The organism is Azospirillum sp. UENF 211521 (genome assembly GCF_058780535.1).
In genome coordinates, this window is record NZ_JBSNCF010000002.1 from 114,234 (window position 1) to 139,287 (window position 25,054).

The 25,054-nt window shown below is 68.9% G+C and carries 21 protein-coding genes; 10 read left to right on the forward strand and 11 right to left on the reverse strand.

What is annotated here, in order from left to right; genetic code table 11:
- Window positions 1–105: 105 nt before the first annotated feature.
- A complete protein-coding gene (locus ACWPN5_RS17295; RefSeq protein ID WP_492296504.1) occupies window positions 106–1,122 on the forward strand; it encodes an SMP-30/gluconolactonase/LRE family protein in 1,017 nt (338 codons plus the stop codon).
- On the opposite strand, the gene ACWPN5_RS17300 is transcribed toward ACWPN5_RS17295, so the two are convergent.
- On the reverse strand, window positions 1,034–3,721 hold the full coding sequence (locus tag ACWPN5_RS17300; RefSeq protein WP_492296506.1) for an MMPL family transporter: 2,688 nt from the start codon (window positions 3,719–3,721) through the stop codon (window positions 1,034–1,036). The genes ACWPN5_RS17295 and ACWPN5_RS17300 overlap by 89 nt on opposite strands.
- A gap of 158 nt (window positions 3,722–3,879) precedes the next feature.
- Between ACWPN5_RS17300 and shc the strand changes: the two genes are divergently transcribed.
- The 3 genes from shc to ACWPN5_RS17315 are packed head-to-tail and all read left to right on the forward strand — an operon-like array spanning window position 3,880 to window position 6,931.
- Entirely contained in the window at window positions 3,880–5,811 is a 1,932-nt protein-coding gene (shc, locus tag ACWPN5_RS17305) for a squalene--hopene cyclase (RefSeq protein ID WP_492296507.1), read from the forward strand.
- Between the two features lie 10 nt (window positions 5,812–5,821).
- On the forward strand, window positions 5,822–6,217 hold the full coding sequence (locus ACWPN5_RS17310; protein ID WP_492296509.1) for a DUF2141 domain-containing protein: 396 nt from the start codon (window positions 5,822–5,824) through the stop codon (window positions 6,215–6,217).
- 9 nt (window positions 6,218–6,226) lie between these two features.
- Complete coding sequence (locus ACWPN5_RS17315; protein ID WP_492296511.1) at window positions 6,227–6,931, forward strand: phosphorylase family protein; 705 nt, start codon at window positions 6,227–6,229, stop codon at window positions 6,929–6,931.
- Here the strand turns inward: ACWPN5_RS17315 and hpnH are convergent.
- Both hpnH and ACWPN5_RS17325 read right to left on the reverse strand, forming a co-directional pair.
- The gene (hpnH, locus tag ACWPN5_RS17320; RefSeq protein ID WP_145689964.1) at window positions 6,872–7,999 is read right to left on the reverse strand and encodes an adenosyl-hopene transferase HpnH; all 1,128 of its coding nucleotides are present in this window, start codon (window positions 7,997–7,999) and stop codon (window positions 6,872–6,874) included. The genes ACWPN5_RS17315 and hpnH overlap by 60 nt on opposite strands.
- 215 nt (window positions 8,000–8,214) lie before the next feature.
- Window positions 8,215–8,829 (reverse strand): hydrolase, encoded by a 615-nt coding sequence (locus ACWPN5_RS17325; RefSeq protein WP_492296513.1) that lies wholly within the window; start codon window positions 8,827–8,829, stop codon window positions 8,215–8,217.
- 296 nt (window positions 8,830–9,125) lie between these two features.
- Here ACWPN5_RS17325 and ACWPN5_RS17330 point away from each other — a divergent pair, with 296 nt between their 5' ends.
- Complete coding sequence (locus ACWPN5_RS17330; RefSeq protein ID WP_492296515.1) at window positions 9,126–9,560, forward strand: response regulator; 435 nt, start codon at window positions 9,126–9,128, stop codon at window positions 9,558–9,560.
- A gap of 169 nt (window positions 9,561–9,729) precedes the next feature.
- Here ACWPN5_RS17330 and ACWPN5_RS17335 read toward each other — a convergent pair whose 3' ends face one another.
- Window positions 9,730–11,100: a hypothetical protein gene (locus tag ACWPN5_RS17335; protein WP_492296517.1), complete on the reverse strand. Its 1,371-nt coding sequence runs from the start codon at window positions 11,098–11,100 to the stop codon at window positions 9,730–9,732.
- 340 nt (window positions 11,101–11,440) lie between these two features.
- On the opposite strand from ACWPN5_RS17335, the gene ACWPN5_RS17340 reads away from it, so the two are divergent.
- The 4 genes from ACWPN5_RS17340 (at window position 11,441) to ACWPN5_RS17355 (ending at window position 16,046) form a co-directional block, all read left to right on the forward strand.
- A complete protein-coding gene (locus ACWPN5_RS17340) occupies window positions 11,441–12,553 on the forward strand; it encodes a cobalamin B12-binding domain-containing protein (protein WP_145689968.1) in 1,113 nt (370 codons plus the stop codon).
- A 52-nt stretch (window positions 12,554–12,605) separates the two neighbouring features.
- Window positions 12,606–13,889, forward strand: coding sequence for a sensor histidine kinase (locus ACWPN5_RS17345; RefSeq protein WP_492296519.1), 1,284 nt, complete (start codon window positions 12,606–12,608; stop codon window positions 13,887–13,889).
- 133 nt (window positions 13,890–14,022) lie between these two features.
- Entirely contained in the window at window positions 14,023–14,715 is a 693-nt protein-coding gene (locus ACWPN5_RS17350; RefSeq protein ID WP_145689970.1) for an exopolysaccharide biosynthesis protein, read from the forward strand.
- A gap of 26 nt (window positions 14,716–14,741) precedes the next feature.
- Window positions 14,742–16,046 carry a hemolysin family protein gene (locus ACWPN5_RS17355; protein WP_145689971.1) on the forward strand — a complete coding sequence of 435 codons (1,305 nt, stop codon included), beginning with the start codon at window positions 14,742–14,744 and terminating at the stop codon, window positions 16,044–16,046.
- 21 nt (window positions 16,047–16,067) lie between these two features.
- Here ACWPN5_RS17355 and rodA read toward each other — a convergent pair whose 3' ends face one another.
- Window positions 16,068–17,240: a rod shape-determining protein RodA gene (gene rodA, locus ACWPN5_RS17360; RefSeq protein WP_200478532.1), complete on the reverse strand. Its 1,173-nt coding sequence runs from the start codon at window positions 17,238–17,240 to the stop codon at window positions 16,068–16,070.
- 307 nt (window positions 17,241–17,547) lie between these two features.
- Complete coding sequence (locus ACWPN5_RS17365) at window positions 17,548–20,151, reverse strand: TIGR02302 family protein (RefSeq protein WP_492296521.1); 2,604 nt, start codon at window positions 20,149–20,151, stop codon at window positions 17,548–17,550.
- A gap of 338 nt (window positions 20,152–20,489) precedes the next feature.
- Between ACWPN5_RS17365 and ACWPN5_RS17370 the strand changes: the two genes are divergently transcribed.
- Window positions 20,490–20,972 carry a hypothetical protein gene (locus tag ACWPN5_RS17370; RefSeq protein WP_492296523.1) on the forward strand — a complete coding sequence of 161 codons (483 nt, stop codon included), beginning with the start codon at window positions 20,490–20,492 and terminating at the stop codon, window positions 20,970–20,972.
- Between the two features lie 63 nt (window positions 20,973–21,035).
- Here ACWPN5_RS17370 and ACWPN5_RS17375 read toward each other — a convergent pair whose 3' ends face one another.
- The 5 genes from ACWPN5_RS17375 to argH form a co-directional block, all read right to left on the reverse strand.
- Window positions 21,036–21,455: a bacteriohemerythrin gene (locus tag ACWPN5_RS17375; protein WP_145689976.1), complete on the reverse strand. Its 420-nt coding sequence runs from the start codon at window positions 21,453–21,455 to the stop codon at window positions 21,036–21,038.
- Between the two features lie 116 nt (window positions 21,456–21,571).
- The gene (locus tag ACWPN5_RS17380; protein WP_145689977.1) at window positions 21,572–22,084 is read right to left on the reverse strand and encodes a hypothetical protein; all 513 of its coding nucleotides are present in this window, start codon (window positions 22,082–22,084) and stop codon (window positions 21,572–21,574) included.
- A gap of 83 nt (window positions 22,085–22,167) precedes the next feature.
- Window positions 22,168–23,433: a diaminopimelate decarboxylase gene (gene lysA / locus ACWPN5_RS17385; RefSeq protein ID WP_145689978.1), complete on the reverse strand. Its 1,266-nt coding sequence runs from the start codon at window positions 23,431–23,433 to the stop codon at window positions 22,168–22,170.
- A complete protein-coding gene (locus tag ACWPN5_RS17390) occupies window positions 23,430–23,615 on the reverse strand; it encodes a hypothetical protein (protein WP_145689979.1) in 186 nt (61 codons plus the stop codon). Before ACWPN5_RS17390 ends, lysA begins: the two co-directional genes overlap by 4 nt.
- The gene (argH, locus tag ACWPN5_RS17395; protein WP_145689980.1) at window positions 23,612–25,030 is read right to left on the reverse strand and encodes an argininosuccinate lyase; all 1,419 of its coding nucleotides are present in this window, start codon (window positions 25,028–25,030) and stop codon (window positions 23,612–23,614) included. The genes ACWPN5_RS17390 and argH overlap by 4 nt, the downstream gene beginning before the upstream one ends.
- Window positions 25,031–25,054: the final 24 nt, after the last annotated feature.

Sequence of the window (25,054 nt, forward strand, 5' to 3'; positions counted from 1 at the left end):
GCCCCCTCCCTAACCCTCCCCCGCCTCTGGCGAGGGAGGGAATTCTGGGCGGCGCGGCGGCAGTCCCCTCTCCCGCGAAAGCGGGGGAGGGTTAGGGAGGGGGCAATGACCTTCCTCCTCCTCACGCTCCTCGCCCACCCCGCCCAATCCGCCTGCCGCGCCGTCTCCGTCACCGCGAACGGCGCCCCCGTCATCGGCATCGAGGACATGGCGCTCGACGCGGCGCGCGGTCAGGCGGTGCTGTCGGCCTACGACCGCCGGGCCGGGACCAGGGGCGGCCTTTACCTCCTGGACCTGCACACCCTCGACGCCCCGGCTGTCGCCGCCATCCCGCTCGCCACCGGCCTGAGCCCGGCGGGCATCGACCTGCGCGCGGAGCCGGACGGCACGCGCTCCCTGCTCGTCATCAGCCGCCGCGAGGACGGGTCCGCCACGGTCGAGCGCTACCGCCTGGACGGCGCCACCCTAACCCACCAGGGCACCACCGCCGGTCCCTTGCTCTGCCGGGCCAACGACGTGGCCTTCCTCGATGGCGACCGCTTCCTCTTCACCAGCAGCCATGGCGGTTGCGGCTGGGGCGCGGTGATCCAGGACAACGTCCTCGGCGGGCGGCACGGGTTCGTCGGCCTCGTCGAGACCAACGAGCCCCGCGTCCTGATCGGCGGGATCGGCTTCGCCAACGGCCTGTTCCCCGACCCGAGCCACGACCGGCTGACCGTCGCCGCCACGCGGGAGGACGCTCTGCTCGTCTACCGCCTGTCCGAGCCGCAGTCCCCGCCGCAACGCATCGCCGTGCCGGGCGGGCCGGACAACCTGACGATGGCCCCGGACGGCCGCCTGCTGGTGGCGCTGCACCCGTCGCCGTTCCGGCTGGCGCTGCACCGCTACGGCTGGCCGGGCGGGGCGGCGGTACCGACCCGCATCGCGGCGGTCGGCCCCGCCGGAACGGCGATCCTGCTGGACGAGGACGGACAACGCTTTTCCGCCGCCACGGTCGCCGTCTCGTGGAACGGTCGGCTGATCGTCGGTTCGGTCACCGCGCCGGGACTGCTGGTCTGCGACGAAGCCGCCAGCGGTGCCACAGGATCATCAGAGCCGGCAGGACCACCAGGGACGAGATGACGGTGTAGGTGATCGACACCGCCAGCAGAACCCCCATGCTGGACAGCCCGCGGTGGCTGGACAGTGCCAGCGTGGCGAAGGCGGTGCTGGTGGTCAGGGTGCTGACCAGGACGGCGCGCGGCGTGCTGGTCACCAGAAGCTCGATGCCGAAATCGCTGTCCGATGCCCCCTCCCGCACCAGATCCTGCCCGCGGGAGACCATGTGGATGCTGCTCGACACGCCGAGCGCGAACAGCAGCGGGATGACGATCACGTTGGCGAAGTTGAAGGGGATGTCCAGCAGCCCGGCGGTCGCCATGGTCCACAGGGCGGCCAGGACCAGCGGCGCCAGGATCAGCACCATTCCGGTCACCGAGCGCTGGACCGCGACCAGCAGCAGCACCATCAGCACCAGAGTCAGCGCCGTCGCCTCCAGGAAGGAGGAACCGACGACCCGGGCCGCCTCCGTCACCGTCACCGGGGCGCCGGTGGCGTTGGGCGCCACGGCCAGCACGGCGTCGGCGAAGTCGGCCATCGCGCGGCTGTCGGAAATGTCGTGGGTGGGCAGCACCTCGACGCGGGCACGCCCGTCCGCGGCAATCCAGCGGGACCTCAGGCTGTCCGGCACGTCGGCGGCGGTGACCGGCCGCTCCACCGCCATGCCCTCGCGCAGCCGGTCGAGCAGCGGCGGCACACCCCCGGTCAGTGCTGCGTCGAGTGTCGCGAGCTGCGCCGGCTGGATGCGGGCCAGGGCGTTGCCGAAACCCTGCACGGCGGTGCGCAGGTCGGGCGGACCGTCGCGCTTGTCGGCCAGATACCCTCCCAGCACACCCGTCAGCGTGGCGAAGGCCCGCTCCAGCCCGCCCTGGCCCAGCGCCGCCGTGGCGGCGGGGGCGGTCAGGCTGGGGCCGAGCAGAAGCGACAGGTCCGCCAGGATGGGCAGCTTGGCGTCCTGGTCCTTGGGGATGAAGCTGGCGAAGGTCCGCACGCCGCCGGATTCCGGCAGGGCGCGCAGCCGGTCGGCCAGCGCCTGCGCCGCCGCAAGGTCGGGCGTCAGGACGTTGACGGAATAGGGCGAGGTGCGCGGGGTGGTCGCCAGATCGCGGTAGGTGGCGACGGCCTCCGTCTTTTCGTCCTGCAAGTTCAGCGGGTTGACGTCCAGCCGCACCAGCGGCAACGCCGCCATCGACAGGACGGCGCTGGCCCCGGCCAGACCGAGGATGGCGCGGTGGCGGCGGCTCACCCAGCCGGCGAAGCCGCGATCCTCGCGCTCCGGCGCGGGGACACCAGGGCCGGGACGCAGCAGGACGATCAGGGCGGGAAGCAGGCTCAGGCTGATGAGCAGGGCCACCACCATGCCGACGGCGGAGATGACGCCGAACTCCGCCAGCCCCAGATAGGCGGTCGGCACGAAGGACAGGAAGCCGATGATGGCGCACAGGGTGCTGAGGACCAGCGCCGGGCCGACCGCCCGCACCGCCTCGATGGCCGCGGCCAGCGGCGGCAGGCCGCGGCGCAGCTCCTCCTGATAGCGCAGCCCGAGATGGCCGCCGTAATCGTCGCCCAGCCCGAAGAACATCACCGCGCAGGTAACGGAGATCAGGTTCAGCCGCCCCACGGTCAGCGCCGCCGCACCGGCGCTCAGCGTCAGGCCCAGCAGCAGGACCACCATGATGCAGGCGATCAGCCGCCCCGACCGCATCCCGGCGATCAGCACCGCCGAGACCAGGATGAAGGACAGGATGGTGGCGATGCCGGCGCTGTTGGCGACCGTGTCCAACTCGGTCTGACGCAGCGGCACGGCGCCGGTGACCCGCATCTCAACTCCCTGGCCGGCCGGCTCGGCCATCACCGCGCCGATGGCCTCGTGCACCGCGGTCACCGCGGGCCGGCCGCGCCCTAAGGAGCTGTTGTCCAGGATGGGCCGGGCCAGGACGAAGCGGCGGTTGGCCGCCCGGTCCTCCTCCTCCGCGGCCTGCACCAGCCCGGTCCAGGACAGGGGCACCGGATGCCCGTCCGCCACCGTCGCGGTGCTGACCGCCAGCCGGTTCAACAACTCGGCGGGGGTGGCCGGCGCGCCCTCGTCCACGTGGGTCAGGATCAGGTCCAGCAGGTCGGCCAAGCCCTGGAGGTTCGGGGCGGCGTTCAGCGCGCCCAGCGCCGCCTGCGCCCCGGCCAGCCGGGTCGCCAAGTCCTGCAATTTTTCCGTGTCGAGGAAGAGCAGGCCGTACCGGTGGAAGTACGGGTCGGCGGACGGAACCTCCACCCCCGACAGCACGTCGGTACGGGCGGACAGGCGCTCCGCCAGACGTACGGCGGCGGCGTCCGACTGGTCGGGGGACGGGCTGTCCACGACGACGACGATCTGGTCGTCGGCGAAGGGAAAGGCCTGCCGGTACTCCTCGGTGTGCTGGCGAAAGGCGGTGTCGGGAGAGATCATATCCGACGTGCTGGTGCTCATCGTCAGATTGTCGGCGGAATACCAGCCCGCCAGCACCGTCATCAGCACCCAGACGCCCAGCGTCACCTTCGGCCTTCGGCAGGACAGGGCGCCCAGGCCCCCGATCATGGCGCGGCCGAAGTCCGCCATCCGGCCCAGGACACCTTGCCGTTCTGTCACGCTGTACGTCTCCCTCGAAAGCGTACGCAGTGTGCCAGGACAACCTGCGGCACCCAACGTACGCTACTGTATGTTACTTCCAACCAGCGGACGAACCACGGCACCTCGTTACCCTGATACCTCCACCATGAGGAAGACGGGGCAAAGCGGGAGCGCCGATGCAAGACCACAACGCAAGCACAACCTTGCGGGTCCAACGGGCCGAACCGTCGGCCAAGACCGTGAGCGACGCCGTGGCCGAGGCCACGGACGCCCTGATCCGTCGCCAGCAGGCCGACGGCCATTGGGTGTTCGAGCTGGAGGCCGACGCCACCATCCCGTCCGAATATCTGCTGCTGCACCACATCCTGGACGAGATCGATCCGGAGTTGGAAGCCGGCCTCGCCGCCTTCATCCGCGGGCGGCAGGGCAAGGACGGCGGCTGGCCGCTGTTCTTCGGCGGTGCCATGGACATCAGCTGCAGCGTGAAGGCCTATTTTGCGCTGAAGGCGGCGGGGGACAGCCCCGACGCGCCGCACATGCGCCGCGCCCGCGAGGCGATCCTGGCGCGCGGCGGCGCGGCGCGCTGCAACGTCTTCACCCGCATCCTGCTCGCCCAGTTCGGGCAGATTCCCTGGCGCGCCGTGCCGGCGATGCCGGTGGAGGTGATGAACCTGCCGCCCTGGTCGCCCTTCCACATCTCGCGCATCTCCTACTGGTCGCGGACGGTGGTGGTGCCGCTGCTGGTCGTCATGGCGCACCGGCTGCGCGCCCGCAACCCGCGCGGCGTGGACATTGCGGAGCTGTTCACCGAACCGCCGGAGCGGGTGCGCAACTGGCACAGCAACAACAGCCGCGGCGGCTGGGCCACGCTGTTCCGCGCGCTCGACGCGGCGCTGCACGCGGTCGAGCCGCGGCTGCCGGCCAACGGGCGCCAGACGGCCATCGACCGCGCCGTGCGCTTCGTCACCGAGCGGCTGAACGGCGAGGACGGTCTGGGCGCCATCTTCCCGGCGATGGTCAACGCCGTGCTGATGTTCCATTGCCTGGGCATGCCGGCCGACCATCCCGACGCGGCGACGGCGCGCCGCGCGCTGCGCGGGCTGGTGGTGCGCCAGCCGGGCCGGGTCTATTGCCAGCCCTGCCTGTCGCCGGTCTGGGACACCGCGATCATCTGCAACGCCCTGCTGGAGACCGGCAGCCCGCTGGCCCGCGCCGCGGCCCGGCGCGGGGCGGACTGGCTGGTCGAGCGGCAGATCCTGGACGTCGAGGGCGACTGGGCGTGGCAGCGTCCGGGGCTGGCCTCGGGCGGCTGGGCCTTCCAATACAACAACGCCCATTACCCGGACACCGACGACACCGCCATGGTGGTGATGGCCCTGCAACGGCTGGATGCCGACCGCTACGGCGAGCCGATCCGCCGGGCGCGCGACTGGATCGTCGGCATGCAGAGCCGCAACGGCGGCTGGGGTGCCTTCGACGCCGAAAACCAGCACGACTTCCTCAACCACATTCCCTTCGCCGACCATGGCGCCTTGCTCGACCCGCCGACCTCCGACGTGACGGCGCGTTGCGTCATGATGCTGGCCCGGCTGGGCGAGGGGCGCGACACCGTACCGACCCGCCGCGGCCTGACCTTCCTGGAGCGCGAGCAGGAGAGCGACGGCGCCTGGTTCGGGCGCTGGGGCACCAACTATGTCTACGGCACCTGGTCGGCGCTGGAGGCGCTGAACGCCGCCGGGGTGCCGCACTCCGCGGTGGCCGTGCAACGCGCCGCCCAGTGGCTTCTGGCGCACCAGCGCGCGGACGGTGGCTGGGGCGAAGACGGCGCCAGCTACTGGGCCGGCAACCCACGTGGCGAGGGGCCGGTCTCCACCGCCTCGCAGACCGCGTGGGCGCTGCTCGGGCTGATGGCCGCCGGCAAGGGCAACCATCCGGCGGTGGATCGTGGCGTGGACTATCTGCTGTCGGCCCGCGACGCCGAAGGGCTGTGGACCGAGGAGCCCTTCACCGCCGTGGGCTTCCCGCGCGTCTTCTACCTGAAGTACCACGGCTACGCGGCGAGCTTCCCGCTGTGGGCGCTGGCCCGCTACCGGGCCCTCAGGGTGTGATGGAGCGGGTGTGAGAGCGGGGGCGGCGCTTCTTGCCGCGGCGCTGACCGTGACCGTCCAGGGTGTGCGCAACGGCGACGGACAGATCGTCCTCGCCGTTTGCGAGGAGTCGGCCTACCCGGCGGGGCGCTGCTCCTTCCGCATCACCGTCCCGGCTGCGGAGGGAGCGGTGCGCGTTGCCGTGCCCGACGTGCCGGCGGGGACCTACGCCCTGCGCGCCTACCATGACGAGAACGGCAACGGTCAGTTGGACCGCAACCTTCTGGGGGTGCCGCGGGAGGGCTTCGGCTTCGGCAATGACGCTCCCGTGCTGCTTGCCCCGCCGGGCTTCCGCGATGCCGCCGTGACCGTGGGGGAGGACGATGTCGAGACGGCGCTGACGCTGCGTTACTGGATTTCGCCATAGGGAGGCGTGATGGCCGCCGCAATCCTCACCGGCATGGCCTTGGAGGCCCGTCTCGCCCGGCGCAGCGGGCTGCCCGTCGTCTGTGCCACGGGGGACGCCGCCGCCATGGTGGCGGCGCATCGCCTGCTGCAGGGGGGCGCCTGCGGGATCGTCAGCTTCGGCAGCGCGGGTGGTCTGGCGGCGGACCTGCGGCCCGGCGCGCTGGTTCTGGCCAGCGCCGTCGTCGACGAGGATGGTGCCACTCTCGAAGCCTGCCGGCCTTGGCGGGATCACCTGCGCAAGGCCTTGCCACAGGCCCGGTCCGGTGTGGTGGTGGGCGCGCGGATTCCCGCGGCGACGGTCGGCGACAAGGCGCGTCTGCGCGCGCTGACCGGCGGCGCGGCGGTCGATCTGGAAAGTCTGGCCGTCGCGCGGGTCTGCCAATCCTGGGGGCGGCCCTTCGCCGTGCTGCGCGCGGTCGCCGACCCGGCGTGGCGGGCGCTGCCCACGGCGGCCCTGGCCGGGCTGGACGGGGAGGGGCGTGTGGCTCCCGGCGCCGTGCTGGCACGGCTGGCCGCCGACCCCCGCCAAATCGTCGCGCTGGGCCGGCTGGCCTGGGACCTCGGCCACGCCCTGGCGGCGCTCCGCCGGGCGGCGGGCGCCATTCCGACGGACCTACTCGGCGGCGGTCCGCTCGGCCTCGATCCGGCGCAACGTGTCCGCGACATGGCGTGAGAAGACCTCCTCCGCCGGACGCTGGTGGTCGAGCGGGATGTCCGGCGCCATCGGCCCTTCCGTGCGCGGCCCGCGCAGGCTGACCGCCAGCGCCGCCAGGGGATTGCGCAACGTGTCCTCCACCGCCGTCGGCTCATAGCCGCTGTGGACCATGCAGTCGGCGCATTTCTCGTAATTGCCGGTGCCGTAGGCGTCCCAGTCGGTCTCCTCCATCAGCGCCTTGAAGGTCGGGGCGTAGCCCTCGCCCAGCAGGTAGCAGGGGCGCTGCCAGCCGAAGACGTTGCGCGTCGGGTTGCCCCAGGGCGAGCAGCGGTAGCTGCGGTTGCCGGCGAGGAAATCGAGGAACAGGGACGATTGCGAGAAGCGCCACTTCCTGCCCCGCCCCCGTGCGAAGACGTCGCGGAACAGCTCCTTGGTCTTGCGACGGTTCAGGAAATGCTCCTGGTCCGGTGCACGCTCGTAGGCATAGCCGGGCGACACGGTGACGGCGTCGATTCCGGCCTCCATGGCCTCGTCGAGGAAGGCGGCGACCTTCTCCGGCTCCGCCCCGTCGAACAGGGTGCAGTTGATGTTGACGCGGAAGCCGCGCGCTTTGGCGGCGCGGATCGCCGCGACGGCGCGGTCGTAGACGCCCGGTTGGCAGACCGCCCTGTCATGCTCCTCCCGCCCGCCGTCGAGATGGACCGACCAAGTGAAGAAGGGGCTGGGAGTGAAGCGGTCGAGCCGCTTTTCCATCAGCAGGGCGTTGGTGCACAGATAGACGAACTTGCGCCGCGCCACGATGCCGGCGGCGATGGTGTGGATCTCCGGGTGCAGCAGCGGCTCCCCTCCGGCGATGGACACGACCGGGGCGCCGCATTCGTCCACCGCGCCCAGGGCTTCCTCCACCGACAGGCGGCGGCGCAGGATCGGGTCGGGATAATCGATCTTGCCGCAGCCGGCGCAGGCGAGGTTGCAGCGGAACAGCGGCTCCATCATCAGCACCAGCGGGAAGCGCCGGTTGCCCTTCAGGCGCTGGCGCAGCACATAGGCACCGACCAGCGCCGCCTGGATCGCGGGAACGGCCATGACTACGCCCCTCCCGGACAGTGATGGATCGCCGTCTGGTGGATCGCCGTCATGCGCTCATCCCTGAAATTGCGGTGCGCTCCAGTTTGGAGCGTCCTGGGACGCGCGGCAGGTAGGTTACTGTATGATACGCGCCGCGGTCCGGCGGGCAGAGAGGGTTTGGTGGACGTACGGGGCGTACGTACGCCCTTACGGTGCAGGGCCCGGCGTGATGGTCAAGGCTGCGGCGGCTTGCGCCTGCTGCGCGTGGCTTTGGTCTTCTGGCTTTTGGCTTGCGGCAGGGCGAGGTGCTTCAACTCCTCATACCGCTCCAGGAAGAGCGCGTGGGCCCGGTCGGGGCCGACCGGCACGATCCGGTCCGGGTGGGCGGATGGCAGGTGCCCCCAATCCAGCCAAGCCGGCGGCAGCAGGTCGCGCAGCTCCGTCGCCATGCAGACGAGGTCGGCCTGCTTGATAGCCGGGACCTCGTCGTTGAAGCCGAACCAGCGGCGCAGCGCGTCCTTGACCGGGTGGAGCCGCTGTTTGACGTAATCGCGGTCCAGCATCACCTTCACCGGCGATGGCCAGTCGCCGAGGAACTCCTCGCAGTCGTGCATCAGGGCGGAGTAGGCGAGGGGCGGCGGCACCAGACGCGACACCATCACCGAGTGCTCGGCAACCGAATACCAGGGCCGGGCCGCTCCGCCCCAGCGTGGCTGGGACGACAGGCATTGGGCGATGTCCTCGATCGGCATGCCCGTGGCGTCCGGAGTCAGCAGGTCGAGGACGAAGCCGGACGGCATCAGGATGGCGGTGCGTCCGTCCGGTCGCTTGAGGAGGTCGAGTTGCATGATGGCTGGCCGTTCCGGAACCGCGGGCGGGGTGCGGGGCCATCCCCAGGAGGCGGCCCCGGCCGTCGGCCCGATCGTTCATCGGGCTGCGCGGGTTTAGCAGATCGCGGACTGGGCGGACAACGGCCCCCGGCGCACGGCCGCCATCAGCCACGCCGGCGCACCGAACGCCCCCTCCTGGGGTTGAATGAATTACAGTTTTTGCATCATTTACAGGCTTTTCCGACCTTTCCCGTCCATGTAACGTAAGTGCGCATCTCCCCAATGCAACGACACGGATAGGGATGGCCGCGCCGATGCTGAACGAACCTGCGAAGGATGGCGTGCTGAACCGCAGCATCGGCGACCTGCGCGTCCTGCTGATCGAAGACGACGACTTCACCCGCCGGCTGATGAGCCGCCTGCTCCAGGACTTGAAGGTCCGCCAGGTGTGGGAGGCGTCGGACGGCGTGTCGGCGCTGGCCATCCTGCGCGACCATCCGGACAAGGTCGACCTCGCCATCTGCGACCTGGAGATGCCGCGGATGAGCGGGCTGGACCTGCTGCACGCCCTGCGGACGGCCACCGGCAACCCGCTGGCCGACCTTCCGGTGATCGTTCTTACCGCCCACCGCGAGGCGGACACCGTCAAGCGGGCCATCGCCTACGGAATCTCCGGCTATCTGGTGAAGCCGGTGTCCAAGGCCGATCTCCAGAAGCGGTTGACCTTCGTTCTTCAGAAGGGGCGTTGAGAGCCTTCGAGCGCCGTGGTGTTTCCGGCCGGCCGGAGAGGCTCGGGCTTGGATCGTTGCAGCCGGCCGCGCGGCGCACCGTGTGCCACGGCCGAACGGTCGTTCAGCCGTGGCTGGGGCATCCGCAGGCCGCCCGACGAAGGCATCCGCAATCCCCGTGCGCCGGACCCTATTGGCGTTCCTTGAGCTTGGTCAGGTTTTCCATGAACCCTTTGGTCTCCTCCTTCAGCGAAGGAAGAAGCGCCAGGATTTCGGGGAGGTAAAGAAGCCCGTCCCGGTGTTCAGCTCTGATCTCAATGATGTTCTCGGGGGCGATCAGGTCGGAGATCTGCGAGCTCATCGTAACCGTACCATCTCCGGGCTCCGTCAAAATCGGCATGAAGTATGGTGGCTCTGAATCGTTTTCGTCCGGTTTCACAAGTCCGAATTCCGAAGGGGTCTCTCGTATTTTTGAGAAAAAACAATATTTATTTGCTTTCGTTGCTTCCATTATTGTTCGGATTCCGTCCGTCCTGTTGTATTTATCGCTTTCATCCGATTGCCCAGGGAACAGTTTTACGAGTTTTCCATCGCGTATGGTCATTTCGCTCAGGGACCCTCGGGAAATAAGCTGTGGCGGGACTTTTGGGTATTGGCCATCCATTGTCCCGCCAATAGACCCCAAAAGCTTGGCTCCAACCGAAAAGAACTGAGCAATCGGGAGGACTTGTGCAACATCTATGACGTTAGCCTTGACGCTCTCTTTGAATGGCGTCATGACGGAAACGATCTCAAGTTTTCCTGATGCTATAATTTCTTTAAGAGTTTCTTGAAGACCAGGATCGATAAACGTCAATTTTTTCAACAGGCCGTTTGGGTCAATTTTTTGATTTCCCATTTCATCAGTGTATATGTTTGTCATATAGTCAAGAAATCCGTTTTCTGCAAATTCCTCAAGATATCGCCCTATGTGATAAGCAACGAGCCCGCCGTTGCTGTGACCTATCAACGTCAGCTGCTCAACATTCGGGCTTCGCTGCAGCTCCATCAAAATTTCCATTGTTTTCTTGAGGGCCACCTGCTCAATGGGGTCAAGGTAGTTGTACGGCAAAAGCGAAAGCAGTGCTTGATTCTCCATGAATGATTTCTGGAGTGCGAGGCCGATAATTGGGTCGTATACGTAAATCGGATTGAATATCCCTTGTGACGCAGAAAGATTTACAAGATTATCCGATCCAAGGTAAATTTTCTTAATGGCATCAATGTCCGCACACAATCTGGAGAATTTATTTTCTGTCGCATCGATGCTCATTTTTCTGAACTGAGGATTGATATCAAAAGTGTTTGGATACAGGTTGTGCTGCCCAAATTGAAAAATATTCATGATGATTTTGATTTTTTCGTAGAATCCCGGCCCCTTCCGTCCCGTATAATCCGGAAGATCGTTCAGGTTTCCAGGGAGTGGAGTCGCAAGAACTCCAGGAATAACAAAAACTCTTTTGACGTATTCTATCAGGGATGGGGTGTTGCTGAGGTTGCCGGGTTTAATGTATCTGATCATTTTCTGGAGTTCCTTCTGAGTCCTGGAGAGTGAAGCAGAGGATTTTCCTGCCGGCGGTTGGTTTGGCGGCGATGGAGCCATCGGCCTTTGGAACCGCATCCTCCGATTCCGGAACCAGTCGTCGGATGGGCTTAGGGGCCTGCTGTAAGGACGCGGCTCTGTGGGATTTGTGAACGAACCAACTCGGCCACGCAGGGGGCCTGCGGTTGGGGATGGATGGCGGCGCAAGGGCAGGCTGCGTTCCGGAAACGGAATGATTCGGTGCAGTCAGGCGTTGCGGTTATGGATGGGAGGGCGCACCTTGCTGTCCGAACACCCCTCTGACCGGAGACGCCGTGCCATGCCGGGGACCGTCCGGCCTGTCCAGGGCCCGATACGGATCGCCTCGAATCCCATCGTGGACCGCCGCGAGGACTTGGCGCGCGCCGTCGTCGCCATCCAGTTCGAGCGCTGGCCGGCGCTCTACGCCCGCTACGGCGAGACCGGGCGGGAGCGCTGCGTCGAGGACGTCGGCTTCCACCTGCTGTATCTGGCGGAGGCGGTGGCGAGCGACAGCCCGGCCCTGTTCCGCGAGTATGTGGCCTGGGTCAAGATCCTCTTCGCCGGCATCGGCATTCCCGACGGGGAGTTGGGCGAAAGCCTGGAAATCCTGCGCGACGTCGTGGCCGCCCGGGTCGATCCCGCCACGGCGGCGCGCGTGCGCTCCTGCGTGGGGGAGGGACTGTCCGCTCTGCCCGGCCTGCCGCGGGAGGCACCGCCCTTCGTCCGGCCGGAGGCACCGCTCGGCGCGCTGGCGCGCTCCTACATGGACGCGCTGCTGGCCGGCGACCGGCGCCGGGCGACGGCGCTGGTGACGGAGGCCACCGCCGCCGGGGCGACGGTGCCCGACCTTTACCTGCATGTGTTCCAGCCGACCCTGCGCGAGATCGGGCGGCTGTGGCAGACGCGCGCGATCACCGTGGCGCATGAGCATTTCGCGACCGCCGCCACCCAGGCGATAATGGGCCAGCTCTATCCGGCGATCTTCGCCGCCGAGCGGCGCGGCCTGTCCATGGTCGCCACCTGCGTCAGCGGTGAACAGCACGAGATCGGCGTGCGCATGGTCGCCGACTTCTTCGAGATGGCCGGCTGGGACAGCCATTATCTCGGCGCCAACACGCCGGTGACCAGCATCGTCCAGGCGCTGCGGGAGCGGAACGCCCGGATTCTGGCGGTATCGGCCACCATCACCGCCCATGTCGGACGGGTGGCCGCCCTCATCGCCGCGGTGCGCGCCGAGCCGTGGGAGCGGCCGCCGCAGGTGCTGGTCGGCGGCTACCCCTTCAACCTCGTCCCCGACTTGTGGAGGACGGTCGGCGCCGACGCCTTCGCCCCCGGCGCCGAGGAGGCCGTCGCCATCGCGGAGCGGCTGATCGGTCCGGCCACCCGGGACCGCGCCGCCGGTGTTGCCTGATGGCATTGGCGTGATGGTGTTGGCCTGATGGGCGGAGCGTGAAGGAGGGGCGATGGACGCGCTGGTCCTGACCTGCGACCACGACGGGCGGCTGCGCGCCTTGCATCGCTTGGGCGCCGGCCTGCCGGGACTGACGGGCAAGCCCGGCACGCCCTTTCCGGCCCTGTTCGGTCCGGACGCGGTGGCGGGCGCGCTCGACCTGTTCAGCGGCCTGCGGAAATCCGGATGGACGCTCGATCACGCCGTGCCCTGCCGCCTCGACCCCGACGGGGGGCTCCATGCCGGCTTGGTCCATACTGGCTTGGTCCAAACTGGCATGGTCCAAACTGGCATGGTCCATGTCAGCGGGCTCTGCGACGCGGAGGGCATGGTGCTGGCCGTGGCGCGGTCGCCCGGCGCGTTTTCCGAGCTGATGGCGGCGTTGGAGACGCTCAATCCGCGGCTGGCCCGACGGCTCGCCCCCCTCGGCTCGGCGGTGACCAGGGCGGAGGCGCCCAAGCCGGAGTTTCCCAGCGCCGACGCGCTGTTCGGCGAGATGACCCTTCTCAACAACGAACTCGCCAACGTCCAGCGGGAACTCGCCAAGGCCAACGCCGAGCTGGCCGCCAGCAACGAGCAGAAGAACCGCCTGATGGGCATGCTGGCCCACGATCTGCGCACGCCGCTCCAGGTCGTCGTCGGCTTCGCGGAGTTGCTGGAGCAACGGCTGGACGGTCGGCTGGAGGCGACGGAGCGCGCCTGCCTGGAGCGCATCCGCGAATCCAGCCTGTCGATGCGGCACATGGTGGAGGACGCGCTGTCCCTGGCGGCGCTCCAGGCTGGGCGGCTGCGGCTGGCGCGGCGGCCGTCCGATCTGGTGGCGCTGGTCCGGCGGAACGTCTCGATGAATCGCGTGTTGGCCGAGGGCAAGTCCATCACCATCGAGCTGTCCGTGCCCGAACGCCCGCTGCCCATGGCCGACATCGACCCGGCCAAGCTGGATCAGCTTCTGAACAACCTCCTGTCGAACGCCATCAAATATTCCGACCGCGGAGGCCGGGTGCGCGTTGCCCTGAGCGAGGCCGCGGGCGAGGGGGGCAGCGAAGTGGGTGGCCGGTTGCGCCTGCGCGTGTCCGACGACGGGCGGGGGATTCCCGCGGCGGAGCTGGCGCAGCTCTTCCAGCCCTTCGCCCGCACCGGCCGGCTGGGGACCGAGGGGGAGGGGACGGTCGGTCTCGGCCTCTACATCTGCCGGTCCATCGCGGAGGGGCACGGCGGGCGGATCACCGCCGATTCGGCGCCGGGGCGCGGCTCGACCTTCACTGTCGACCTGCCGTTGGTGGCATCATCCCCTTGAGAGGCGGGACATTCCACAGACGGGCTGGCGCGTCGACCGGCGATGCTGTAAAAGGAGCCCTTACGATGTTGCGACGCGAAAGGTCCATGGGTTTACCCCTCCGCCGTTTCGGGCGGCCTCCGTGGGGAGCGCCGTGAGCGACGGCCGACCTCCCGACACGTCCCCGGATTGTCAGGCTCCGGAGGGCGTCGACCGCGGCGATGCCGCGACCACCGGCCTCCCGCCGGTGAACCCCGCTTCGGCGGTGCTGGACGATTTCCTGAACCACGACCATGGCGCGCGGATCGCGCTGGGCGACCTCGTGGGCATTCTGGGCGACCGCGCCTTCGGCGCCCTGCTATTGATCCTCTCCATTCCGAACATCCTGCCGGTGCCGGGCCTGTCGACGGCGACGGGCCTGCCGATGCTGCTGATCGGCGCGCAGATCGCCGCCGGGCGCGACCGTCCCTGGCTGCCGCGCCGGCTTGCCGCCCTCAGCCTCGACCGCGACGCCTTCCTGCGGGTGATCGCCAAGGCGAAGCCCCACGTCGACCGGCTGGAGCGGCATCTGCGCCCCCGCCTGCCGGCGATGACCGCCCCGACGGCGGAGCGGCTGCTCGGCGTGGCCGTGATGATCCTGGCCGGCATCCTGGCCCTTCCCATCGTCTTCGGCAACCAGCCGCCCGCCTTCGCCATCGCGCTCATCGCGCTGGGGCTGATCGAGAAGGATGGGGCCTTCGTCGTCGCCGGCCTCGTCGCCGGGCTGATCGCCATTGTCATCGTCGCCGCCGTCCTGTTCGGTTTCGGGCAGGCCGGCATGCTGATCGTCGATAAATTGTTTTCATAAAAGGGAGCGCCCACGGGCTCGCCGCCATGATCTGGGAAGTTCTGGTCATCATTTTGCTGATCCTGCTGAACGCCTTTTTCGCGATGTCGGAAATGGCGCTGGTGTCGTCGCGACGCGCGCGGCTTCAGCAGATGGCCGAGGAAACGCGCAGCAAGGGCGCCCGCGCCGCGCTGAAACTGTCGGAAGACCCCGGCAACTTCCTCTCCACCGTGCAGGTCGGCATCACGCTGATCGGCATCATCGCCGGCGCCTACGGCGGCGCGACCCTGGCCGACCGGCTGGGCACCGTCCTGGACGCCAACGTCTCCTGGATCGCTCCCTACGGGCAGCAGGTCGGCTTCGCGCTGGTCGTCGCCGCGATCACCTACCTGTCGCTGATTGTCGGCGAACTGGTGCCCAAGCGCATGGCTCTGGTCAACGCGGAGCGCATCGCCGCCGGCGTGGCCGGCCCGATGAGCGTCCTGTCGCGCATCGCCATGCCGCTGGTCTGGCTGCTTGGCGTCTCGACCGAGGGCCTGATGAAGCTGCTGCGTCTGCCCACCGCGCGCGAGCAGACCGTCACCGAGGAGGAGGTCAAGAGCCTCATCAAGGAGGGCACGCAGAGCGGCGTCTTCGAACCCGCCGAGCGGCAGATGATCGAGGGGGTGTTCCGGCTGTCCGACCGCACCGCGCGGTCGATCATGACGCCGCGCCCCGACCTCGTCTGGATCGACCTCGACGATCCGCCCGACGCCATCGCCAAGGAGATCCAGGCCAGCGGCTATTCCCGCTTCCCGGTCTGTCGCGGCGACGTGGACGAGGTCCAGGGAATCGTGTCCAGCAAGGCGCTGCTCAACCAGGCGCTCCAGGGTCGCCGCTTCGACCTGCGCGAGGCCATGGTGGAGCCGCTGATCGTCCATGACGGCACCCCTGTCCTGCGGCTGCTGGAGCTGTTCAAGCAGGCCAGCATCCACATGGCCGTGGTCGTGGACGAGTATGGCAGCGTCGAGGGCATCGTCACGGTGACCGACATCATGGAAGCGATCGCCGGCGAGTTGCCCGAACAGGGGCAGGAAGGCGACGGCTTCGCGGTCCAGCGCGAGGACGGCTCCTGGCTGGTCGACGGCATGACCCCGGTGGAGGAGGTGGAATCGCTGGTCGGCGTGAGAGGGCTGAAGGGCGAGGGCGATTACCACACCATCGCCGGCTTCATGCTGGACCGGCTGGGCCATGTGCCCATCGCCGCGGAGCATTTCCACTGGAACGGCCTGCGCTTCGAGGTCGTCGACATGGACGGCCGGCGCATCGACAAGGTGCTGATCCAGGAGAACGGCGAGGTCTCGGAGGGCTGACGGCGCCCTCCGCGGGTGGCGTCACACCTCGGTGACGCCGCTCTTGGGGATGCGGACCTCGCGGTGGACCGACATGCTGAGCAGAAGCCCCACGCCGATCATCAGCGTCATCATCGCCGACCCGCCGTAGGAGACCAGCGGCAGCGGGATGCCCACCACCGGGATCAGGCCGGTCACCATCGACACGTTGACCATCACGTAGAGGAAGAACTGCGCCGTCATGCCGACCGCGACCAGCCGGGCGAACTGGCTGCGGCAGCTCAGCGCGATGACCACGCCGTAGATGAACAGCATCAGGTAGAGCGCCAGCAGGATCAGCGCGCCGACCATCCCGAACTCCTCCGCCAGCACCACGAAGATGAAGTCGGTGTGCTTTTCCGGCAGGAACATCAGCTGGCTCTGGGAGCCGGACATGAATCCCTTGCCGAACAGCCCGCCCGATCCCAGGGCGATCTTCGACTGGAGGATGTTGTAGCCGGCGCCCAGCGGGTCGGTCTCCGGGTCGAGGAAGGTGTAGACGCGCTGCTTCTGGTAGTCGTGCAGGAATTCCCAGGCGACGGGGATGGCCGACAGGCCGCCGCCGATGACCAGCAGGAACTTCCAGATGCGCACCCCGGCGGCGAAGAAGACGGCGCCGCTGCCCATGATCAGCAGCAGCGAGGTGCCCAGGTTCGGCTGCATCAGCACCAGCGCCACCGGGGTGAAGACCAGCAGCAGCGGCGGGATCAGCAGCAGCGGGCGGCCGATCTGGTCCAGCGAGATGCCATGGAAGTAGCGGGCCAGCGCCAGGGTCAGCGCCGGCTTCATCAGCTCCGACGGCTGGAGCTGGAAGAATCCCAGGTCGATCCAGCGCTGGGCGCCCATGCCGATGCGGCCCATCAACTCCACCGCCACCAGCAGGCAGAGCACGATCAGGAAGATGGCGTAGGCCGACTTCATCAGATGCCGCACGTCGACCAGCGCGATCATCAGCATCAGGACGAGGCCGGGGACGGCGCGCACCAGCTGCGGCTGTGCCCAGGGCTTCCAGTTGCCGCCGGCGGCGGAGTAGAGCAGGGCCACCCCGACCGACGTGATGATGCAGACCAGGAGCACCAGCCCCCAGTTGATCATGCGGAACTTGCTGCCGAGCGTCAGTTCCGGGCGCTGCGGGGCCAGCCCGCCCGACCCGTGGTTCGAAAGGACCGCGACCATGAGGAAACGTTCGTTGTGTCCGGGGGCGTCCGTGCCGGAAGGGCAAGCGGCGGCGCCTTGCGCGGCGGATACTGCACCAGCGCCGCCCGCCGGTAAAGCCGCCCGGTCCCCGGCCCCGCAAAAGGCACGGGGTCTGCTTCCCATACGGGACGCCGTTGTCCTCGACAGTCGGGCAAGGACGCTGCTGGGGCTTCGACTTGGCCCCCTCCCTAACCCTCCCCCTCTCCGAGGTGGAGGGGACGGACGCCGCTTCGCTTAAGGCACCCTCTCCCTCGAAGAGGGGGAGGGCTGGGGAGGGGGCACACCCTCAGAACTGCTTCAGCAGGCGGTCGATGTACTCGCGCTCCATCTGCGGGCGGCCGTACTGGCCGGAGCGGCGGCGCAGCTCGTCGAGGATTTCGCGGGCGCGCTGGAGTTCGGCCTCCTCGGGGATCTTCACGTCCTCGTTGTTGTAGTTGCCGAAGCCGGAGGGGCGGCGGCCCAGCGGGTCGCGGTTGCGGCCCTGGCCCTGGCGCTGCTGCGCCTGACCGGGCTGCTGGCCGCTCATCGCCGGACCCTGCTGGCCCATCATCTGCTGCATCATCTGCTCGGCCATGGCCTGCATGCCCTGCTGCAGCTCGTCCATCGCCTGGGTCTGCGGCGGCACGGCGGAGCCGGGCTGCCCCTGCTGCAGCGCCTGGCCGGCGTCGCGCATCGCCCGCTCGGCGCGGCCCAGCGGGCGGGGAATTTCGCCGCCCTGCTGTTCGCCCATGCGCCGCATCAGCTCGCCGAGCTGGCGGCGCAGCGCCTCCTGCTGTTCGGCCTGCTGCTGCATCAGCGGGCTGCCGGACTGGCCCTGCTGGCCTTGCTGCCCCTGCTGCGGACGACCCTGGCGGTTGCGCGGCCCCGGCTGCTGGCCCTGCTGCCCGTCCTGCCGGCCCATCTGCTCCTGCGACTGACGGAAAGTCTGGTCGAGCAACTGCTGCTGCCGCTGCGTCAGCTCCTGAAGCTCGCGCATCATCTGCGCCGCCTCGTTCTGGCCCTGCTGCTGCATCTGGGCCATGGCGCCGTTGCGCATCTGCTCCATCATCTGCTGAAGCTGGGAGAGCATCTGCCGCGCGGCGTCGCGGGCGCCGGTCTCGGCCATCTGCCGCATCTGCTCCATCATGCGCTGCAGGTCCTGGCGGTCCATCATCTGGTCGGCCATTTCCGGCGGCACCATGGGGATCGGATCGCCGCGCTCCAGCGCCTCGCGCATCTGCTGCTCCATGGCGTCGAGGAACTTGTCGAGCGCCGCCTGAAGCTCGTCCATCAGCTTCTTCAGCTCCTGGTCGTCGGCGCCGCGCTCCAGCGCCTCGGCGAGGCGTTGCTCGGCGTCGCGCAGGTCGCGCTCGGCCAGCGACAGGCCGCCGTCCTCGATGCGCAGCGCGGTTTCCCACAGAAGCTGCTGGACGGCGGGGACGGAGGCCCCCTCCTCGTCGAGCAGCAGGCGGTTCACGGCGGTGCGCATTGCCAGGAAGGCCACCAGATCGCCGCCGAACTGGCTGGGCCGGGAGGAAATCTCGGCCAGGGCGCGGGCCACCTCGATGCGGAGCTGCTGCGGCCGCAGGGTCAGCTTCTTGCGCTCCTCGACGATGGCGCGGGCGACCGGATGGTTGAAGACGCGCTCCGGCAGGACCATCGCCACGTCCTCCGTGCTGCCGGTCTGGCCGGCGCCGTCGAGCGCGGTCAGGCGGATGGTGACGTTCAGCCCGGCCCAGGGATGGGCGGTCAGGTCGTGGAAGGCGGCGTTGCGCGCCTCGCGCGGGCGGACGCCGGGCAGGGCCAGCGGCAGCTCCAGCGGGCTGCGGTCGAGCGCCGGGGCCTCGCCCTCCGGCAGGTCCAGCCGGACGACGGCCTTGGCCTCGGCCAGCCCGTAATCGTCCTGCGCGGTGTAGTCCAGCCGCAGCGCGCCGCGCTCGCCCTTGGCCGGGGGGCTGGCGTAGGCGATGGTCGGCGGGTGGTCCGGGATGATCCGCACGTTCCAGCTGCCCAGCACGCCGGAGCCCTGGGTCACCGCGATGCGGGTGCCGTCCTCGATGGGCTGCTGGATCTGGAAGGTGGAGGAGTCGACCGCCTCGAAGGCGGCAGATTTGGTGCCGGCCTCCAGAGACGGCGTGCCGCTGCCTCCGGTGACGCGGGCCAGCACGAGGCTGCCCTTGGGGACCGGCACGGGGTCGGCGAGGCTCGGCGTGTGGGCGGGGTTGGCCGATTTCAGGAAGACCGGCGGCAGGCCGGTGTATTCCGGCGGCGTCACCCAGAGGTCGAGCGTCGCGACCGTCGCCGTTGCCGTCCCGCCGAAATGCGGGGTGACGGCGGCGACCAGACGCGGCTTCCAGTCGCCCCAGGTCGCGCCGCCGGCGGCGACCAGCACCAGCGCCACCAGCGCGCGCAGGGCGTAGCGGTCCTGGGCGGCGAGGCCGTCGGACAGCGGCATGGCGACGCGCAGCCGCCGCATGGCGGCGCGCACCCGCTCCTGGTGCAGGCGCCACAGCTCCGCCGCGACGGGGTCGTTGCCGGCGGGCGTGTCGCGCAGCGCGTGGAGGGGACGGTGGGGCAGGCCGCTGTCGCGCTCCAGCCGGCGGCGGGCGGCGCTCTCGTCGGGCAGGCGGAAGGCGCGCAGCCCGCGCCACCCCGTCCAGCCGATGGCGGTGGCGAACAGCAGCAGGACCAGCGTGTGCAGCCAGCCCGGCAAAAGCAGGAAGACGTTCAGCAGGGCCAGGGCGAGGAAGGCCCCGGCGATGGTGAGGGGCGCCCAGAGCGCCGGCCACAGCCGTTCCCAGAGCAGGGCGGCGCGCGCCTGCCCCATGCGCAGGCGGGGTTCCCGCAGGGCGGGTGCCGGGGACGCCTCCTTGCGCAGGGGAAAGCGGAACCCGTCCTTGCTGTCGCTCATGCCGCTCTCCCGTCAGGTCAGGCATCGGGCGGGAGGAGAAACCGCCGCCGGAACATCGTCAGGATATAGGCTCGGCTGCGCCGTCTGTCGCGGTCCGGCGTGCCGGTTCCTTACCGAAACATCGGGCCATGTCCAAAATATGGCAGCCGGGACGATAAGAACAGCAGGATACGGGAAGCGGACGGCAAGTCATTCCGCCGGCGTGGGCCTTGGTGTGGCGGCATCGATGGTTGCGCACGGCGCCGCCGGTTCCCGTTCACGGCCGCGCTCGACGGGACGTTCTCCAGAAGGCGAGGCGCGCAGCGCCCGTTCAACTTTGCCCGATCAGGAGCGTCCTCATGCCGAACCCCAAGAATTTCTCCGCCATGAACGCCGCCGGCGAACGATACGGCCTCGACCCCCACAGGGCCGGTCACGTCCTCGTCTATCGTTTCGCGGACAAGGCCAAGGCGACCGACTGGCGGTCGCGCCGCCGGAACACCGTCGGCGGTGGCTTCGCCAAGCCCAGCGATCCGGTGCTGAACGACTGGGCGCTCAAGCAGAGCTCGTTCGGCAGCCAGTCGGAAAACTCCAACGACAACCCCTTCGTGTCCGTCGCCACGGATTACGAGACGCTCTACGCGAGGGCCGAGGGGTGGGTGAAGAAGATTCTCGAGACGGCGCCCGACCTGGGGGTCTTCTCGGTGCCCTACGACAAGCTCTACCGGCCGTCGCCGACCAAGCCGCTGTCGAAGGAGGAAACCGAATGGCTCTACTATGACGGCGACGTCGAGCTGTTGGCCTGCCTGCAGTCGTGGCTGGCGAATCCGTACAAGAAATAGGCTTGTTCAGCAAACCGGCCGGGCCTGGAACCGGTACGGCAATCCGGCGCGGCAAACCGGCGCTCAGGCCGTCGGGGCCGCCGCGCCGGAGTTCCCGCCCCGCCCGTCCAGCCATTCGCCGAACCATTTGTCCATGACCAGGATGTGGCCGCACAACCACATCTCGACGTAGCTCTGGAGAAACTGCACCTCCTCCGCATCGCGGGCGCCGGAGTCGGACTGCCGGCGGACGAAGTCGGCGAAAGTGTCGTGCATCTTCTTGTGCTTGGCGTAGTCGGGGTAGCCGATCGCGTGCATGAGTCCTTCCTCGCGGCGGAAGTGATAGGCCGAGTAATCGGCCAGCTCGCGCAGGAAGCGGTTCGCGGATTCCCGCGTTTCCCCGGCGGCGATCGCCGCGCTGAACTGGTTGAACAATTGGAACAGGCGCTGGTGGTCTCCGTCCACCGCGCTCTGACCGATGGCATAGGCCGCGTCCCACTCCATGATGTTCCCCGTCCGTGGCTCGAACGGGGAATCATACGCCTTATGGGTGGTTCTGTGCAGCGGTTATTGCACCCCCTGGGCGCTCGCACCGTGGTCCCGCGGTCAGCGCCCCTGCGTCAGCCCTTGTGCCGGTCCGCCCACAGATAGACGTCGGCCTGCGGGATCCCGGCGAACTCCGCGACGGCGCCATACGCCTGGGCTTCGATGCGGATGTCCTCCTGATAATAGGCGAGGAAGCAGATGCGCCAATCGTTGGCGGGCTTGTCCAGAATGAACTGCCGCAGCTTGGACGAACAGCCCCTGGTCCAGTCTTCGCCGAGCATCTGGCGTTCCGGGGAGCGGTCCAGGCAGGGGCTTTTGGTCAGCAGGATCTCGACGATGTTCGGCTCCTGCCCGTTGTTCTGCGCGACATAGCCGGCCCAGTTGACGATCAGCGCCTCCTCGGCGTGCGCCGCCCCGCCGCCGGGGACGGTGTTCTGGCCGTTGGGCAGGGAGCGGAGCGTCCAGAGAAGGGCGTCGTCCTCGTTCCAGCGCATCACCAGCGCGACGAGGTTGGGGTCCTGGGCGACGGCCAGGGTGATGTCGGCGACGGCGTCGCGGAAAGCGCCGTTCAGGCGGATGGACGTCATGGAAAGGGGCTCCCTATGGGTTGGATGCCCCCTTCCTGACGCTGTTCCCCCGGCCTGCGTGAAGCGACGGCGGAAAGGCCGGGTCAGTCCTTCAGCCAGTCCGGCACGCGGTCGAGCGCCAGCAGTTCCTCCACCGGCACGCGCGGCCGGATGACGGAGAACTGGTCGCCGTTCACCAGCACCTCCGGGATCAGCGGGCGGGTGTTGTAGGTGGAGGACATGACCGCGCCGTAGGCACCCGCCGACAGAATCGCCACCAGATCGTCCGGCGCCATCGCCGGCAGCGCGCGCTGGAGCGCGAAGGTGTCGCCGCTCTCGCAGACCGGGCCGACGACGTCGTAGGGCTCGGCGGCGGCGCCCTTGGCGGGCTCGGTCACCGGGACGATGCCGTGGTAGGCCTCGTAGAGGGTGGGGCGGATCAGGTCGTTCATCGCCGCGTCGATGATGACGAAGCGGCGGTGCAGCCCCTGCTTCAGGTAGATCACCCGCGACACCAGGATGCCGGCGTTGCCGACCAGCGAGCGGCCCGGCTCCAGCGAGATGCGGCAGCCGAGGTTGCCGGTGATCGACTTCACCATGGCGGCGTAGTCGGCGATGTCCGGTGGCGCCTCGTGCTTGTAGACGATGCCCAGCCCGCCGCCGAGGTCGAGGCGGGTGATGTCGTGCCCGTCCTCGCGCAGGACGTGGAGCAGCGCCGCGACCCGCTCGTAGGCGGCGCGGAAGGGGGCGAGGTCGGTCAGCTGCGACCCGATGTGGACGGCGATGGCCACCGGCTTGATGCCCGGCAGCTTGGCGGCCTGGGCGTAGACCTCCCGCGCGTGGTCGTAGTCGACGCCGAACTTGTTCTCCTTCTTGCCCGTCGCGATCTTGGCGTGGGTCTTGGCGTCCACGTCCGGATTCACGCGGAAGGCGATGGGCGCGGTGACGCCCAGGCTGACCGCGACCTCCGACAGGGCCTCCACCTCGGGGATGGACTCCACGTTGATCTGGTGGATTCCGGCCTCCAGCGCGGCGCGCATCTCCTCGCGCGTCTTGCCGACGCCGGAGAAGATGATCTTGCCCGCCGGGATGCCGCCGGCCAGCGCGCGGCGCATCTCGCCGCCCGACACCACGTCGGCGCCGGCGCCCAGCCGCGCGAAGGCGCGGATGACGGCGAGGTTGGAGTTGGCCTTCACCGCGTAGCAGACGTCGGCGTCCTGCCCCGCGAAGGCCCCGGCGTAGGCGCTGTAATGCGCCTCCAGCGCCGCCGTGGAGTAGCAGTAGAAGGGCGTTCCGACCTCCGCCGCGATGGTGGACAGCGGCACGGATTCGGCGTGCATCACGCCGTTGCGGTAGGCGAAGGCGCTCATGGGAAGCGGGCTCCGGAGGACGGCTGACCGGGCTTGGGGTCGGTCTTCGGGTTCGGGTAGGTGCCGGGGAAGCGGTCGGCTTCCTTGCCCTGCGGGGGATCGACGAAGCTCGGCTTCTTGCCGCAGCCGGCCAGTGTCAGCGCGACGGCGGCGGTCGCCAGGATCAGCAGCGGGCGCCTCACAGGAAGCGCTCCCGCGCCGCCGCGACGGCCTCGCGCACGCGGACGGGGGACGCGCCGCCGAAGCTGCGCCGGCTGTCCAGCGACGCCTCGATGCTCAGCGCCGGGAAGACGGACTCGGTGATGCGCGGCTCGATGGCCTGCAGCTCCTCCAGCGTCAGGGCGGTCAGGCCGACGCGCTTGTCCTCCGCCGCCTTCACGGCGCGTCCGGTGATGTGGTGCGCTTCGCGGAAGGGGATGTTCAGCTCGCGCACCAGCCAGTCGGCGAGGTCGGTGGCGTTGAGGAAGCCACGGTCGGTCGCCTCGCGCAGCGCCGGCACGTTCGGCTGCATGTCGCGCACCATGCCTTCCATGGCGGCGATGCACAGCGCCAGCGTGTCGTCGGCCTCGAAGACCGGCTCCTTGTCCTCCTGCATGTCCTTGGAATAGGCCAGCGGCAGGCCCTTCATGGCGACCAGCAGGCTGTTCAGGCTGCCGATCACGCGCCCGGCCTTGGCGCGCACCAGCTCCGCCGCGTCCGGGTTCTTCTTCTGCGGCATGATGGAGGAGCCGGTGGTGAAGGCGTCCGTCAGCGTGATGAAGCGGAACTGGGCCGAGCACCACAGCACGATCTCCTCCGCGAAGCGGGAGAGGTGCATGCCGCAGATGCTGGCGGCAGCCAGATACTCCAGCGCGAAGTCGCGGTCGGACACCGCGTCCAGCGAGTTGGCGGTCGGCCGGTCGAAGCCCAGCGCGTCGGCCGTCATGAAGCGGTCGATGGGGTAGGGCGTGCCGGCCAGCGCGGCGGAGCCGAGCGGGCACTCGTTCAGCCGGGCGCGGGCGTCGCGCAGGCGGCCGCGGTCGCGCCCGAACATCTCCACATAGGCCAGCAGATGGTGGCCGAAGCTGACCGGCTGGGCGGCCTGGAGGTGGGTGAAGCCCGGCATCACCGTGTCGGTGTGCTTCTCCGCCAGATCGATCAGCGCGGCCTGGAGCGCCTTCAGCCCCTGGTCGGCGCGGTCGAGCGCGTCGCGCACCCACAGCTTGAAGTCGGTCGCCACCTGATCGTTGCGCGACCGCCCGGTGTGCAGGCGCTTGGCCGGCTCGCCGATCAGCTCGGCCAGCCGGGCCTCCACGTTCATGTGGATGTCCTCCAGTTCCACCTTGAAGGTGAAGGCTCCGGAGTCGATCTCTTCCTTGACCCGGTCCAGCCCATCGCGGATGGCATCGGCGTCGGCCTGGGTTATGATGCCCTGGCGCGCCAGCATGGCGGCGTGGGCCTTCGACCCGGCGATGTCCTGGTCGGCCAGCCGTTTGTCGAAGCCGATGGAGGCGTTGATCTTCTCCATGATGGCGGCGGGACCGCGGGCGAAGCGGCCGCCCCACATCTGGCTGGCGGCGCGGTCTTGTGAGTTCGGCTTGGGCTGTTCGGCGCTCATGGCGGGCACAATACGGATGGGAGG